Source organism: Paenibacillus sp. UNC499MF (assembly GCF_900107975.1).
Lineage (GTDB): Bacteria > Bacillota > Bacilli > Paenibacillales > NBRC-103111 > Paenibacillus_F.
The window spans coordinates 258,561-272,973 of record NZ_FNVF01000007.1 but is presented as its reverse complement, the minus strand read 5'-3'; the positions used below and the strand labels follow the sequence as shown (position 1 = coordinate 272,973).

General features: G+C 57.0%; 14 protein-coding genes. All 14 read right to left on the bottom strand.

Features of this window, described 5'->3' with window-relative positions:
• Window positions 1-137: 137 nt before the first annotated feature.
• Window positions 138-923 (bottom strand): DeoR/GlpR family DNA-binding transcription regulator, encoded by a 786-nt coding sequence (locus C4S74_RS16990; RefSeq protein WP_103996485.1) that lies wholly within the window; start codon window positions 921-923, stop codon window positions 138-140.
• A gap of 247 nt (window positions 924-1,170) precedes the next feature.
• On the bottom strand, window positions 1,171-2,355 hold the full coding sequence (locus C4S74_RS16985) for a saccharopine dehydrogenase family protein (RefSeq protein WP_103996484.1): 1,185 nt from the start codon (window positions 2,353-2,355) through the stop codon (window positions 1,171-1,173).
• Between the two features lie 59 nt (window positions 2,356-2,414).
• Window positions 2,415-3,569 (bottom strand): 2-aminoethylphosphonate--pyruvate transaminase, encoded by a 1,155-nt coding sequence (gene phnW, locus C4S74_RS16980; RefSeq protein WP_258042511.1) that lies wholly within the window; start codon window positions 3,567-3,569, stop codon window positions 2,415-2,417.
• Between the two features lie 13 nt (window positions 3,570-3,582).
• Complete coding sequence (gene phnX / locus C4S74_RS16975; protein WP_103996482.1) at window positions 3,583-4,428, bottom strand: phosphonoacetaldehyde hydrolase; 846 nt, start codon at window positions 4,426-4,428, stop codon at window positions 3,583-3,585.
• Between the two features lie 127 nt (window positions 4,429-4,555).
• Window positions 4,556-6,313: a putative 2-aminoethylphosphonate ABC transporter permease subunit gene (locus C4S74_RS16970; protein WP_103996481.1), complete on the bottom strand. Its 1,758-nt coding sequence runs from the start codon at window positions 6,311-6,313 to the stop codon at window positions 4,556-4,558.
• An 18-nt stretch (window positions 6,314-6,331) separates the two neighbouring features.
• On the bottom strand, window positions 6,332-7,375 hold the full coding sequence (locus C4S74_RS16965; protein ID WP_103996480.1) for a putative 2-aminoethylphosphonate ABC transporter ATP-binding protein: 1,044 nt from the start codon (window positions 7,373-7,375) through the stop codon (window positions 6,332-6,334).
• Between the two features lie 71 nt (window positions 7,376-7,446).
• Window positions 7,447-8,553 (bottom strand): putative 2-aminoethylphosphonate ABC transporter substrate-binding protein, encoded by a 1,107-nt coding sequence (locus tag C4S74_RS16960; RefSeq protein ID WP_103996479.1) that lies wholly within the window; start codon window positions 8,551-8,553, stop codon window positions 7,447-7,449.
• Between the two features lie 330 nt (window positions 8,554-8,883).
• Window positions 8,884-9,471, bottom strand: a complete 588-nt coding sequence (gene folE, locus C4S74_RS16955; protein WP_103996478.1) for a GTP cyclohydrolase I FolE — start codon at window positions 9,469-9,471, stop codon at window positions 8,884-8,886.
• Window positions 9,461-10,069 (bottom strand): TetR/AcrR family transcriptional regulator, encoded by a 609-nt coding sequence (locus C4S74_RS16950; RefSeq protein ID WP_103996477.1) that lies wholly within the window; start codon window positions 10,067-10,069, stop codon window positions 9,461-9,463. Before C4S74_RS16950 ends, folE begins: the two co-directional genes overlap by 11 nt.
• Window positions 10,070-10,161: 92 nt before the next feature.
• On the bottom strand, window positions 10,162-10,404 hold the full coding sequence (locus C4S74_RS16945) for a YneF family protein (protein ID WP_009676878.1): 243 nt from the start codon (window positions 10,402-10,404) through the stop codon (window positions 10,162-10,164).
• Between the two features lie 78 nt (window positions 10,405-10,482).
• Window positions 10,483-11,514 (bottom strand): HD-GYP domain-containing protein, encoded by a 1,032-nt coding sequence (locus C4S74_RS16940; protein WP_103996476.1) that lies wholly within the window; start codon window positions 11,512-11,514, stop codon window positions 10,483-10,485.
• Window positions 11,511-12,107 carry a methylated-DNA--[protein]-cysteine S-methyltransferase gene (locus C4S74_RS16935; protein WP_103996475.1) on the bottom strand — a complete coding sequence of 199 codons (597 nt, stop codon included), beginning with the start codon at window positions 12,105-12,107 and terminating at the stop codon, window positions 11,511-11,513. Before C4S74_RS16935 ends, C4S74_RS16940 begins: the two co-directional genes overlap by 4 nt.
• 306 nt (window positions 12,108-12,413) lie before the next feature.
• Complete coding sequence (gene queG / locus C4S74_RS16930; RefSeq protein ID WP_103996474.1) at window positions 12,414-13,661, bottom strand: tRNA epoxyqueuosine(34) reductase QueG; 1,248 nt, start codon at window positions 13,659-13,661, stop codon at window positions 12,414-12,416.
• Window positions 13,662-13,803: 142 nt separating this feature from the next.
• Entirely contained in the window at window positions 13,804-14,412 is a 609-nt protein-coding gene (lepB, locus tag C4S74_RS16925; protein ID WP_103996473.1) for a signal peptidase I, read from the bottom strand.
• Between the last annotated feature and the right edge of the window lies 1 nt (window position 14,413).

The window sequence follows — 14,413 nt, the reverse complement described above, 5'->3', positions numbered from 1 at the left end:
ATACGGTCCTGCCATGCGCACGATTTTGAGACACCATCTTCCTCAGGAAGGGTATGGCTAAAAGAGCAGGTCCCTTCTATCCGCCTGCGGTCGGCTACCGTCATACGGAGCCGTACACCGCACGCTTCCGTGACGGGTTATTCCGCCACAATCCACTTCGTATCTATCGCCTCGAAATGCGGGCTCCACTCGGACGGATGCTCCGTATCGCAAATAACCGCGTGGACTTCCTTCAAATCCGAAATTTTGTAGAAGTGCGTCTTGCCGTTCTTCGTGTGATCCATCAGCGCGACAGTCTGCGCCGCATGCTCCATAAACTTGCGGACGAGAAGCCCCCGTTCGGCGTCGTAGCTCGTTAATCCGCTTTGCGGGTGCAGCCCGTCGACGGCAACGAACGCTTTGTCCACGTAGAACGATTCCATCATACTCTCGGCTACCGAGCCCGATGCGCGGTAATGCTTCGCGTTGATTTTGCCCCCGATAAAATAAATTTCTCCGGAGAACATGTCTTTGTTCTTGTATTCGATAAGCAGCGACAAGGCGGGCACCGACGGTGTCAGAACGGTCAGATTCCGTGTATTCGCCAAGTAATTGATCATCTGAAGAGTCGTCGTTCCGTCGTCGATAACGATCACGTCGTTATCCCGGACCATGGCGGCGGCCGCCCGGCCGATCCTCTTCTTCTCCTCCGCTTTCGTGACCTCCCGGTTAAAGGGGGAGGGCTCTTCCCTCATCAGGTCAAACTTGACCGCTCCGCCGTACACGCGCTTGAGCTTGTTTTCCTGCTCCAGCTCCTCCAGGTAGCGCCGGATCGTCTCCGAGGAAACTTCGAAATGCTCCACGAGTTCGTGTGTCCGGACTTTATTGTGAAGATTCAGCAAGTGGAGGATGTGTTCCTTGCGTTCTTCCCCTACTAGAGACACATGCCCGCCTCCGTTCTTTCGGTTCTTTGGTAGTTTCCGGATTCATTATACCCAACCTTGCGTCAGGGGGACAGCCTTTTGTGGATAGGGCGCCCGGGCAAGGACCCGAACGGCGGTAAACAGAGACGGTTTAGCCGCTTAAATTATCGGACGTTACGATTTTGTATCTTTCATTCTTTCTATGCCGTGTATAAAAAGAACTAGGCAGCAGCTGGCGCAATCTGCGTTAAGAGGCACCCGGCGCGTTTCACACCTCCGCCGGTTCCCGTTCCTTCAAAACCTCGGTATCCTGGTGGATGCGGATGCCCCGCTTCTCCAGCTCGGCGAATACCGCCTGCGGCTCGAAAGCTTCTTCCGGCGTCAGAATGCCCGCCTTGTGGACACGGCCTTCGGCGATCATGACAGCCGCAATGGCCATAGGAATTCCCACGTTGCGGGTGTAGGCGCGAAGCCCTTGCCAGCCCGGTACGGAGCCGTCGGAGGCCGGATGGGTATGCGTAAGCGTGAGGCGCATAGGCACTCCGTTCCGGACGCCGGTGACTTCGATATGCAGCGCATAGCCATACAGCTGCGTCTCCGAGCCTTCGCGGGAGTGGTACAGGTATTCGCTGACGCAGTCCATAATGCCGATCTCCGTCCCGTTGATCCGGATCTTGTCGTTGCGCATAAATCCGTACTCATAGAGCGCCTGGACGAGTCTCATATTCGGCTGCGGCCACGTACCGCGGACTTCGATCAGACGCACGCCTTTGCCGGCCAGAGCTTTCGCCAGCGTCTTCGTTTCGGCATGCGGGATAATGTATTGGAGTGACGTTCCGTAAGGCTCGGGAAGCCGGACTTCACGGGGACGGGCAAACGGCTGGACCTGAATGAACTCCCCGTTTTCGTACACGACACGGCCCGGAAGGTTCGGATCGTACTCGTAGGTCGTCGTTTCCGTGATGGACCTGGAAAAGGCGATCGGCCGGTAGGAGCCGTGACTGACACGGACAGTATCGACCGTATCGAGCTGCGAGGCGGCATGCATCGCCATCATCTGGGTCACGCCCGGGGTCATGCCGAAGCCGGGTACGCATGTTTTGCCGTGCCGCTCAAACAGAGACGCCGAAGCATCCTCGTCCCCGAAGCCGTTCAGATTAATCCCGTGGCAGCCTGCTTCCGCAATGCACGCCGTAGACAATCCGTTAAGCGCGATCGCCGTGCCGTCCATGACGATATCGTAGCCCCGCATCTGCGCGACGGTCGCTTCTTTGTCATATACGTTCACTTTTATGAAATCCACGCGCGGATCGTCTAGTTCCCGCACGACCTTGCGCCCTTCTTCTTCGTTGAAATCGGCAACCGTAATTTGCTCAAAAGCGGAATACCGGACAAGATCCAGTATCGCTTCCCTGCAAATCCGGCCCGCCCCGCCCAGACAAAATACTTTCATGATGCACCCCTCTCCGGCAAATGGTCCTTCCGCTTGGTAAGGCTAGTCGCGCCCTTCCTTTAGTTCCTTGCTGACGCCGATTCAAAAGTATCTTCGATGACACCCGCTATCGTGCCGACAAGACGCCGCATATCGGCCGGATGAATATCGCCGATCGAGCCGATGCGGAAAGTCTGGGCGGCGGATATTTTGCCCGGATAAATGACGAACCCGTTCTTCTTTAATTCCTCGTAAAAAGCCTGGAACGTGAAACCGGGCATGTCCGGATAATAAAAGGACGTAATGAAAGGAGACTGCACGGACGAGTCCAGCAGCGGACGGAAGCCGACTGCCTTCATTCCTTCGGCAAGCACACGCTGGTTCTCGGTGTAACGCAGGTGACGGGCTCCGATGCCGCCCTCGTCCTCCAGCTCCTTCAGCGCCTCGTGAAAAGCTCTCACCACGTGCGTGGGAGAAGTGAACCTCCACTTGCCCGATTGGCGCTCCATCGTGTTCCACTGGTCATACAGATCCAGAGACAGAGACCTTGCCTGTCCTTCGCAGCGCTTGAGTTCTTCCGTGCGGGCCAGTACGAAGCCGAAGCCCGGAACTCCCTGAATGCACTTGTTCGCGCTGCTGATCAGATAATCGATGTTCAGCTCGCTCATGTTCATTTCAATGCCGCCGAACGAGCTCATCGCATCCACGATAAAAGTTTTGCCGTATTTCTTTGCGGCCGCTCCGACTTCGGCTATAGGATTAAGCATGCCCGTCGTCGTTTCCGAATGAACGACCGCCACATGGGTGACCGCCTCATCCTGCCGGAGCAGCTCCTCCAGGGCAGCGGGACTGACCGGGCTGAGCTCCCCCGAATCGAGAACGGCCGTCTCAATGCCGAGCACCTGCGCCATCTGGGCGATACGGTCTCCGTAAGCCCCGTTCGTCAGCACCGCCAGCTTGCCTCCCTGCGGAATAACGGAGCCGATAACGGACTCCACGCAGAACGTTCCGCTGCCCTGCATCAGCACGCAGGTGTAGCCTTCCGCACCTCCCGCGCCCAAAGCGACAAGGCGGGAGCGGATATCCTGGACCAGTCCGTTGTAATCGCGGTCCCAGGTGCACCAGTCCCGCAGCATGGCCGCCTTGACCCGCTTCGTGGTCGTAAGCGGTCCCGGCGTCAGCAGCAGGTATTCGTTGTCCGGCATCGCCGAGTACATGGTGTCCGTCTGTACCATTTCCGCTTCCTCCTTACGCATGACGCACACCTTCCGGCCCGGCAGAGGCAGCCGCTCCCGCAGATACGCCTGCGCCGGCCTTCAAGCGCGCTTCAATCAATTCCAGCACCTCATCCAGTTTGCCTACGGATTCAATCACATAGTGGGCTCCCGCTTCATAAAACCTCTCGCGCACTTCCTCGCATCTGCGCTTCAATTCCTCCGGCGGGCAGGCCGATACCTCCGCTTCGCTCATACCGAGCTCACTGCTCCCGAGCACAATCCCGACCGTCCAGACTCCCGCGTTCAAGCCTTCCCGGATGTCGCTCAAGGTATCTCCGACTTTCACGACATGATGAAGCGGGTAAACTCCGAGACGGATGCAGTTTTCGTAGATCATCCAGGGATACGGACGGCCCGCAGGCATCTTCGTAGGCGTCACGAGCACATCGGGACGGTAGCCTTTTTTGCCGGCTTCCTCCACCACGATGTTCATCATTTCTTCGGTATACCCGGTTGTGGACCCGATTTTGATCCCCCGTCCGCGCAGTCTTTCCATGAGTTCCAGCACACCCGGAACCGGCTCGCAGTGATTGCGCAGCGAGGCAAACAGAAGCGGCTCAAAATCCGCATACAAGGCATCCGTATCGCGATCGTCGGGGCGGCGGCCGAATTTTTGTTCCCAAAGGTCGGCAACGCGGGGCATTTTCGTAATTTCACGAATGTGATCCCACTTTAGGAGTCCCATCGGCTCCCGCGCTTCCTGCTGTGTAATTTCAATGCCTTTGCGGCGGAAAATTTCTATAAAAACGTTCAAGGGAGCAAAGCAGCCGTAATCTACAGTCGTGCCAGCCCAGTCCATAATGACGGCTTTGATCATGTGAAGTCTCCTCCTGGTTAACGGACCGGGGCGGCACATCCGCACGTCCGGCTCCGTTTTCGCTTTGATGAAATAAGAAGTAATGACGTTTATAGCAGAGATGGTTAACGTTCAACCCGTTAAAACATTATTTCCGCTGCCAGGCGGAAGCCCGGTTCCGCATCACTTTCGTAAGCTGCTCATAGCCGATCCTCACGGCAATGTTGGTCAGCAGAATAAGGACGGACATGGCGGCGGCCGGGGCGGTATCCCCCGCATCGTCCATATTGACAATGGCTACCGAAGCCAGCTTGAAATCGGCGGAGTAAAGAAACACGACTGCCGACACGGTTACCATGGAATTCACAAAGTAATAAACGAACATTTCCAGAACAGCCGGCAGGGACATGGGGACCGTTACCCGTGCGAATGTCCGGTAGAACGGAACCCGCATCGATTCCGATACCGTCTCGAATTCTTTGTCGAGTTTTTTGAGCGCCGCTGTCGCCGTAATAAAAGGAACGGCATAGAAATGCACGATGTTGGCCAGTACGACGATCCAGATGGTGCCGTAAATTCCGCTAAGCGGATTGTCCGGCCGGTTGAAGAAGAAGATAAAGGCCAGGCCGATCACCATCCCCGGCAGCGCGAGCGGCAGAATGGACAAGAAATAAGCAAACTGCCGCAGAGCGTGCCAGTGGCGCACTTTTTCAATAAGATAAGCGAAAATGAATGTAACCGCCGTACCGATCAAAGCGGTATAGAGAGCCGCCTGCATGCTGTTCCAGAAGGGAGCCAGCCCTTCACCGGCCACGGATGTGAAATCGAAATGATTCCACGTAAACGACAAATCATAGGGCCACACTTTAATCACGGAAGCGAAAACTACGGCTCCGAGCAGGAGCAGGATGGCGCCCCCGATGGAGCTGCAAATCACGTAAAAGACGGCGTTGCGCCAGCTTCCTTTCTGTATCCGGTAAGGAACCGATTTGGAGGAAACGAGCGCCTTCTGCCTCCGTTCCACGAAGCGGTCCACCGCAAAAGCCAGGACAGCCGGCAGTGTAAGCAGAATGCCTACGGCCGCGCCCATCGTCATGTTCTGCTGGCCGATCACCTGTTTGTAAATATCCGTCGCGAGCACATTGTAGTTGCCCCCGACGATTTTCGGGGCGCCGAAATCCGTAAAGCTCATCGTAAAGCAGACGAACAGAGCGCTGATGACGCCGTATTTTACGCTGGGCAGCGTCACGCTCAGGAAGGTTCTCCACTTCCCCGCTCCAAGCGTTTCGGCCGCTTCGTACAGCCGGTTGTCGGTTACCGCCAGCGACACGAGCATAATCATCATCGCCTGGGGAAAAGTGTAAGCCACCTCCGCCAGCACGATTCCGACCGGGCCGTACAGGCCGATATCCAGCCCCGCCGGCAGAAGACCGAACAAACCTGTCGTTACCAGCCCCTGGTTGCCGAACAAATAAATAAGACCGATCCCGTGCATCATTGTCGGGGCAAAAAGCGGGAGCAGCGCAATATAGCGGAAAAGCGTCCTGCCTTTGATATCCGTGCGGGTCAGCGCATACGCATACAAGAACGCGAGACCGACTGAGATGACTGTAGTGAGTAAAGACACGTTCAAGGTATGGATCAGGGAACGGAGAAGGGCCGGTGTCGTGAAATACACGACAAAGTTTTCCAGACCCGCGAACTGTCCCGTTTTATCGTAAAACGCTTTGGAAAACAACCCGATCAGGGGCAGCAGCACCGTAACGGCCAGCACCGCGATCATGAGGGCGATAAGAGCCTGCTGTATCCGCTCCTCTTTGCCGTGCCGGCGCCTGATCCTTCCCGTTCCCTTAAGACTGGAACGAAGGTCTCTGGCGGCGCCCTGCACCCTGCGTACGATCATCATGACAAGGACTCCTTTCTCTTACTTCGCTGCGGCCTGGGGTTCGAAGGCGATCAGTCTTTCTTCCGGCAGGCAGAGCGACAGCTTCTTATTCTTCTCGAGGCCCAGCTGCTGATAATGCTGGGCGGACACGTGGATCGTCATCGGGCGTCCCAGCGGCTCTCCGCCGCTGTCCAATACGTCCAGCATGACGTGATAGAAAGGTCCGCGGAATTCGATGCCGCGGACGACGGCCGGTATGCCGCCGCGCGAGCCGGGCTCTTCGGCGCCGATATGCTCGGGCCGGACCGCCATCATGCCGGAGCCGCGCACACCCCTTTCCTGGAGCTCGGCACCGTCCAGGAAGTTAATCGCGCCGATGAAATCGGCTACGAACGGCGAAGCCGGCCGTTCGTAAACCTCTCTCGGCGTGCCGATCTGTGCGACCTCCGCATTGTTCATCACCACAATGCGGTCCGCCATCGTCAGCGCCTCCTCCTGGTCGTGCGTCACCATGATGGTCGTGACGCCGATCTTCTCCTGCAGCGCGCGGATTTCTCCGCGGAGCTTGTGCCGCACCTTGGCGTCCAGCGCCGACAGCGGCTCGTCCAGCAGCAGGAAGTCCGGAGAAAGCGCGACGGCGCGGGCGAGCGCGATCCGCTGCTGCTGGCCTCCCGAGAGCTGGGACGGGTACTTGTCCCGCATCTCCCAGAGGTCCACCAGGTCCAGCGATTCTCTCACCTTCTCGGCGATATCCCGTTTGCCCAGCTTCCGGCTCTTCAGACCGAAGGCGATGTTCTGCGCGGCCGTCATGTTCGGGAACAGGGCATACGACTGGAACATCATGCCGAAATTCCGTTGAGCCGGAGGAAGAGCGGTGATGTCTTTTCCTCCTGCCGACACTGTGCCCGAGTCCGGGCTTTCCAGTCCGGCGATAATGCGGAGCAGCGTCGTTTTGCCGCAGCCGCTGGGGCCGAGCAGACAGACGAATTCGTTTTTGCGGACATCCAGATGAATGCTGTCCAAGGCCGTGAACGAACCGAAAGTTTTACGGATGCCCCGGATCGATAAGTGTGCCTGATTCATGTGTTTCTCTCCTTCCGGCTGCCGGCTTGACGCTTCGGGCTTGTTGCCGCAAGCGGGATCGCCGCTTTATTTTAGGATTTGGGCTCGCTCTTGGCGTTGTAGCGTTTTTCCCACTCTTTCAAAATGCTGTCTCTATTCTTCGCCGCATCGTTCAGGTCGTATTTGATGAGCTGGCTGAGCGGATCTTTGGAGTAGCCTTCCGGAATCGTGCCGGAGCCGTCGTTCACACTGATGATCGCATAGTTCTTGTTGTAGGCTTTCATCGCTTCGTCGCTGATCGCCCAGTCCAGGAATGCCTTCGCTTCGGGCTTGATCGCCGCTTTCTTCATCAAAGCGTTCGCTTCCACATCCCAGCCGGAGCCTTCCTGAGGGAATACAACCTCAACCGGCGCGCCTTTCTTCTTCTCCTGAATGCCGCGGTAACCGAACGAGATGCCGATCGGGTATTCTCCGGCAGCCGCCATCTTGGCCGGTTTGGAACCGGAGTGTGTGTAGACGGCGATATTTTCATGAAGCTTGTCCATGAACTCCCAGGACGGCCCTTTGCCGTAAAGCTGCTGCCAGCCCGTCACATCGAAAAATCCCGTTCCCGAGGAAGCCGGGTTAGGCATCACGATCATGCCTTTATATTCGGGCTTGATCAGATCCTGGTAAGTCTTCGGAACCGGGAGCTTCTTTTTCTCCAATTCCTTCGTGTTGACGATAAGAGCCGTTTCCCACGCGTCGATGCCCACCCATTTCGCCGGTGTGCCGGTGCTCTTGAACATCGGGGAGACACGTTCGATCCCTTTGGGCGAGTAACCCTCCACCATGCCGTTCTGATCGAGCACAAGCAGGCTGGTCGCCGCTACGCCCCAGACGACGTCCGCTTGCGGGTTATCTTTCTCGGCCAGCAGCTTGGCCGTAATGATGCCCGTCGAATCCCGGACAATATTTACCTTTACATCCGGATTCGTTTTTTTGAACGATTCGAGGTAAGCTTTAATCTGATCGTCTTCCAGTGCGGTGTACACCGTCAGGTCGCCTTTCAGGGCGGCGTTTTGGGAACTGCCCTCTTTGCTTCCCGCCTTTTCCGGGGGGTTGGTCGCGGCGCCCGCTTCGCTGCCGCTTTTTCCGCAGCCCGCCAGAAGGGAAATCGCCATAAGAAGAGTCAGGCAAAGTGATGCTGTTTTTTTCATGACCGTCGTTCATCCTCTCGAATTTGTAAAATGGGATAAGCTGCTTTTGAATTCGTTTCTCTTACAGTTGTTATGGTAAAGAAGTTTTGTAAACTCACGATTAAATACAAGTAAAGATTGTGTATTTTATTTTATTTAATTGTTTTTAGTTGGTATTTGTTCGTATATACACAACAAAAAAAGACAGCCTTTACGGCTGCCTTTTCGTTTGCAGTTGATTGGAGATCCAATTTTGCTTGGGTTCTGCTTGGGTTTATTTTGCCTGGGTCGAAATACACTGGGTATCCTGGATCGGCTACCCTCCGGACTTTCTCCGCAGGTTGTCCCAAGCTACTTAATCAGCGACAAAAACTCCGCCCGTAAGGCCGAATCCGTCCGGAACGAGCCGCGTACGGCCGACGTGACGGTTTTGCTGCCGGGCTTCTTCACGCCGCGTGAGCACATGCACAGATGCTCGCCTTCCACGACGACCATGACGCCATGCGGCTCCAATACCTCGTCCAGCGTGTTGGCGATCTGGGAAGTGATCCGCTCCTGCACCTGCAATTTGCGGGTGATGGCTTCCACCAGACGGGCGAATTTGCTTAAGCCCGCGATTTTGCCGCTCGGAATGTAGCCTACGTGGATTTTGCCGAAAAACGGCGCCATATGATGCTCGCACTGGCTGTAATAGACGATGTCCTTGATGATGACGAGCTCTTCGTGCTGCTCATCAAAAGTTACGCCGAGCACGTCGTGGAAATCCGCCTCATATCCGGCGAAAATTTCCTCGTACATACGGGCTACGCGCGCCGGAGTATCCAGCAGCCCCTCGCGTTCCGGGTCTTCGCCGATCAGGCGCAAGATTTCCCGGATATGTCCTTCGATCTGTTCGCGGTTATCCGCTGCCTTGGTGTTTTTGTATTCTTTAGCCGGCATGTTGCTCTCCTTCCGATCCGTTTCCTATGATATGGTTCACCAGCTTGCCGCCGTACTGCAGCGCGAAACTGTTGCGGTGCGCTTTGCCGAGGAGCATGCCGCCCTGCAGCAGTGCGGTTAGCGCGACGGCCGTTTCCCTGGCTTTCATGCCATGAAGGTTGATCTCTTGATTAGCCGCCCCTTCCTGCAGGCAGGCCTCAATTCTGTTCTCTATGTCTTCCAGAAAATTCACCAGCAGGCGGCGCAGTTCTTCATACCGCTCTCCCAGCTCAAGAACCAGGTTACCGATATAGCAGCCCCTGCGGCAGTCATGCTCTTCCGCGGCAGCCTGCATGAGCCGGAACATTCGTCTCAGCCTATCCTGCGGACCCAGCGTCCGGTTGTCCAGCGAGGGCCCGAATATCTGCTCCTCCATCAGCGCGATCTTCTGCTGAATGACTTGCCGGCCAAGCTCTTCTTTACTCTTAAAATGATAATAAAAGTTGCTTTTCACTACGCCGCACTGGGAGAGAATTTCTTCCAGGCCCGTAGCCTGAAAGCCTTGCTCGTGAAACAGCTCCATGGCAGCAGCGATAATTTTGTCTTTGTTGCTGGGCATAAGCCAACCACCTCTGGATAATACTGGTCCGTTCTACTCAAAGGGCCGAGCAGCCTGTAAATCAGGACTCCCGGCCGCTTCATGCGGATCTTTTATTTGGATCTTGCATTTTTATTCGGCTTTTTGCTGGTCAGGTTCTGGTTCTTCATCATGGTCTGCACTTTGTTCATCTGCTGCTTGTTCATGTTGTAGCCCATCTGCTTAGCCATTTTCTGGATCATTTCCGGATTGTTCTGCATCGACTCGAGTTGTTTACGGAGATAGAACACCCCGATAAAAAAGCCTCCGACCAGTCCCGCGATCAAGGTCAGAATCGGAATGATAATTTGCCACATCCTGCTTTTCCCCCTGCGTTCAAAGATTGTTTTCAGACAAACCCATCATAGCATTATAAAGCCGAAAATCCAAGCATCTCAGGCCAACACGTGTTCGATAAAAAGCGTCGTGTGTTTCGCCAGATCCATTTCCTTCACATCGTACTCTTTGCCGCCGTCCTGTTTGATGATGCGGACCACCGGACGGCCCGGCAGGCCCCGGTGCTGGCCGACCACAACACCCGTTTCACGGGTGGACAGACGTACGGAAATACCCGTCGGATACACCGATACGGTGCGCAGGAAGTGAATCAGGACGTCCCTGTCCAGCTTCGTGCCCGCCATAGCCATCATATGCTCGATCGCCACATGGGGAAGCAGTCCGGTGTTCAGGCCGCTGCCGTGAAGCAAATTGTCGTAGGTATTGGCCGCACTGACGATCTTTGCGTATAAATGAATCTGCTCGCCGAGCAGCCGGCGCGGCTTGCCGAGCCCGTCGGGCGTTTCGTGATGCTGGAACGCGACATGCGCGATAAGCAGGCTGTATTCCCGCTTGGCTTTAAGCAGCTCGAAGCCTCTCCACGTATGATGCAGCCGGTCGTCCTTGGACTCGTCGTCCGTAATCCGGTCCAGCTTGCCCACGTCATGGAGCAGCGCTCCGATAGCAAGCTCTTTCAACTGCTGCGCATTTAAATTCATGTTGATTCCGATCATCGTGGAAATCATGCAGACGTTAAGCGCATGCAGATACATGTCATTGTCTTTCGTGCGGATATCCGTCAGCTGGATCAGAACATCCTTGTTTTTTAAAATTTCATCCAGCAGCGTATCCACGTTCTTACTCATGTGGCGGGTGTTAAAGTCTTTGCCGGACCGGATGGAGTCGAAATTGTCCAGCATCTGCCGGATGACAATCCGCTTCGTTTCCTCGCTGACGACTTCGGGAATCTCAATATCGTCCGTCAGCGCGTCCTGGATATAGAGCATGGACACTCCAATACGTCTTAGCGTATTAATCATATAAACGGTAAGCTGAACCCCCTCGGCCAGCATGACCGCCCCGGACGCCGTAAAGATCGTCTTCCCCAGATATTGTCCGGGTTCTATGGAATCAATTGGAACATATTTCATGCTTTCCACTCCCGATTCTTCGATGTATGCCGGACATCCGCCGGCTTCCAGCCCTCATGCTCAAGCAGGGCCGTCTTGACGGGGAGCCCGCCCCCGTATCCTACCAGCTGCCCGCCTGCGCCGATAATGCGGTGGCACGGGATTACGATCGGGACCGGGTTGCGGTTGTTGGCCCCGCCGACCGCCCTGACCGCCTGAGGCGATCCGATAGCGGCGGCGATGTCTTTATAGGAAGCGGTGGCTCCGTACGGAACGGACAGCAGCGCCGTCCAGACCCGAAGCTGAAACTCCGTGCCCCGCAGATCGAATGCGAGGTGGAAGGAGCGTCGTTGTCCGCTGAAATATTGTTGAAGCTGTTCACTTATTTCCCGGAGTCCTCCGGGATTCGGGACAAGGATGCCGCCCGGTATCCAGCGGTCTCTCCACTGCTCCAGCTTGCGGACCGCTTCCGGCACGCTGCCGAATTCGATCGCGCAGAGCCCCTTCTCTGTCCTCGCAAGAAGCAGAGGACCGATCGGCGAATCCAGCGTATCGGTTTCTATCCGGACAGGTTCCCCTGCCGCAGTGACCGTTTTCCTGCCGTTACCGTCCATTCCTCATCCCTCCGCTTCCGGTTAGTCGGCTGCCGCGTCCCGGCTGCACCGCTGAGTTCGGCCGGGACCTACGCCGCTGAGCTCGGCCGGGACCGTTGCGGCCGCGCTTATCGCTTCGTTGCACCCGCATGTACGGCTTCCACGCTGTCCGCGCTTCTCCGGGTTACTGCCCGCTTCCCCTGGGGAAGCCGTACTACTCTCCGGCAAGAAGGCGCCATACCGGAGGCGGAGCCGCCTCCTCCGGACAGAAGGTCTGTCCTTATGCCGTCCTCCTGCACAGCCGGACTTCCCGGCAGCCCGCGGGGGCTATCTCGCCCCCGTTGCCTCTCCGGCGTCGTCCGCCCGGGCCCCTCCGGCCGCTTCCGCCGCCGGACTGCCGCCGCTTGGCGGAAGCCCGCCGAGCTTCCGCGCCGCCTGGTCCAGCTCGGCAAGCACCGCTTCGTCGCGCTCGCCGCGCTGCGCCCGGAGGACGGCGTCCAGCGCGGCCTCGCCTCCGATCTTGCCGAGCGACCAGGCCGCCGTGGCCCGCAGCTCCGGACGCGGATCGTCCCTCAGCAGGGAAGCGAGCACCGGAACAGCGGACCGGTCTTTGAAATTGCCCAGCGCCAGCACCGCATTGCGCTGAATGGGCTTGCGCCCTCTCCAGGCCGCCGAGCTTCTTCCGAAGCGCTCCTTGAATTCCCGGTTGCCCATGGTGAGCAGCGGGACCAACAGGGGCTTCACGACGTCGTGATCCGGCTGGAGATCCTCGTGGTGCGTCCAGTTCTTGCCCTTGTTAACCGGGCAGACGATCTGGCACGTATCGCATCCGTACAGCCGGTTGCCGATCTTTTCCTTGAACTCGTCCGGAATCATTCCCTTCGTCTGCGTGACGAAGGAGATGCACCGGCTGGAGTTCAGCTGACCGGGCCCGACAAGCGCTCCCGTCGGGCAGGCGTCGATGCAGATCCGGCATTCCCCGCACTGGTCCATAATAGGAGTATCGGCGGGGAAAGGAAGATTTGTAAGCAATTCGCCGAGGTAAACCCAGGAACCCCATTCGGGGGTGATGACGGCGCAGTTTTTGCCGATCCAGCCGATTCCCGCCCGCTCGGCTACGGCGCGGTCCGCAAGAGCGCCGGTATCGACCATGTCCATAAACCGGACCCCGTCGACGCGTTCTTCCAGAAACGCTCCGAGCCGCTTCAGCCGGTCCCGCAGAACGAGATGGTAATCGTCGCCCCAGGCGGCCCGGGCCAGCATGCCCCGGTAAGCTCCCGCTTCCGAGCGCGGAGGGTTAACCAGCTTGGAAGGATAGGCAACCGCGATAGCCACGATGGATTTGACGCCTTCGAAACTGCGTTCGGGGTTAACGCGTTTATCGATATCCGGTTCTTCGAAGCCGGATTCGTAGCCCTTCTCGCGGTGCTGAAGAAGAATATCCTTCAAATCGTGAAAAGGCTCCGCCGAAGCGAATCCGATTTTATCGATTCCGAGCGACGGCGCCGCCTGGATGATTTCCTGCTTCAGCAGAAGCAGCTCCCTTTCGGAAGCATTTGCGAGTGTTATCCTCATGTCTATCCCTCCTTCCGTATGCTCTAAGATGTACCCGATTGTCAGCTCCGGCTGCCGGCAGCGTGTTTAAAGTCTCTATTTCCGCTCACGGGCTCTTCAAGGGCCCATTCTCCCCAAGATCGTCCGCGGACCTAAAGCCTCTCTAAAGACCTCTCAGGGCTTCTGGAGGCCATATTATCCATTCTGCCCGTCCCACCAGCGAATTAACGGCTGCGGGTCCGAAACTCCGGCTGTCGAGGCTGGCTCCGCTGCGCCGGTTATCGCCCATGACGAAGCAGTAACCGGTTCCTACGGTAAACGGACCGTAATCGCCGTCCGCGATCCTTTGATCCGTATAAGGCTCCTTCAGTTCCTCCCCGTTAACGAAAACTCTGCCGTCCGTAATTTCAAGCTTGTCACCGGCCGCAGCCACGATTCTTTTGACCAGATAGGGGCGTTTTGATTCCGTGCCCGTCCCATCCGGTTCTCTCAGAACCACGACGTCTCCCCGGCTGAAACCTCCGGTCCACGAAACCGTTTTATTCACAAAAAGCCGCTGCCCTTCATGCAGGGTCGGCTCCATCGATATTCCGCGTACGGCGGAAATGTTGAATCCGTACCGCTGAATAACGGCAGCAGCCAGTATAATCACAACGAAAGTACCCAGCCTGCTCCAGTTTCTCTTCCCGGTAATCCGCCCGCCTCCTTGCACCCCGCCCTTCTCCGGCGTGTGAATGGAAGAAGACCGCGGTTCCCGTCCGGAATCCGTCACC

What these genes read in the sequence shown, in the direction of transcription:
- C4S74_RS16985 (WP_103996484.1), bottom strand. Translation starts at nt 2,355, where the DNA reads ATGAAAGTATTTTGTCTGGGCGGGGCGGGCCGGATTTGCAGGGAAGCG.
- phnW (WP_258042511.1), bottom strand. Translation starts at nt 3,569, where the DNA reads ATGGTACAGACGGACACCATGTACTCGGCGATGCCGGACAACGAATAC.
- phnX (WP_103996482.1), bottom strand. Translation starts at nt 4,428, where the DNA reads ATGATCAAAGCCGTCATTATGGACTGGGCTGGCACGACTGTAGATTAC.
- C4S74_RS16970 (WP_103996481.1), bottom strand. Translation starts at nt 6,313, where the DNA reads ATGATGATCGTACGCAGGGTGCAGGGCGCCGCCAGAGACCTTCGTTCC.
- C4S74_RS16965 (WP_103996480.1), bottom strand. Translation starts at nt 7,375, where the DNA reads ATGAATCAGGCACACTTATCGATCCGGGGCATCCGTAAAACTTTCGGT.
- C4S74_RS16960 (WP_103996479.1), bottom strand. Translation starts at nt 8,553, where the DNA reads ATGAAAAAAACAGCATCACTTTGCCTGACTCTTCTTATGGCGATTTCC.
- folE (WP_103996478.1), bottom strand. Translation starts at nt 9,471, where the DNA reads ATGCCGGCTAAAGAATACAAAAACACCAAGGCAGCGGATAACCGCGAA.
- C4S74_RS16950 (WP_103996477.1), bottom strand. Translation starts at nt 10,069, where the DNA reads ATGCCCAGCAACAAAGACAAAATTATCGCTGCTGCCATGGAGCTGTTT.
- C4S74_RS16945 (WP_009676878.1), bottom strand. Translation starts at nt 10,404, where the DNA reads ATGTGGCAAATTATCATTCCGATTCTGACCTTGATCGCGGGACTGGTC.
- C4S74_RS16940 (WP_103996476.1), bottom strand. Translation starts at nt 11,514, where the DNA reads ATGAAATATGTTCCAATTGATTCCATAGAACCCGGACAATATCTGGGG.
- C4S74_RS16935 (WP_103996475.1), bottom strand. Translation starts at nt 12,107, where the DNA reads ATGGACGGTAACGGCAGGAAAACGGTCACTGCGGCAGGGGAACCTGTC.
- queG (WP_103996474.1), bottom strand. Translation starts at nt 13,661, where the DNA reads ATGAGGATAACACTCGCAAATGCTTCCGAAAGGGAGCTGCTTCTGCTG.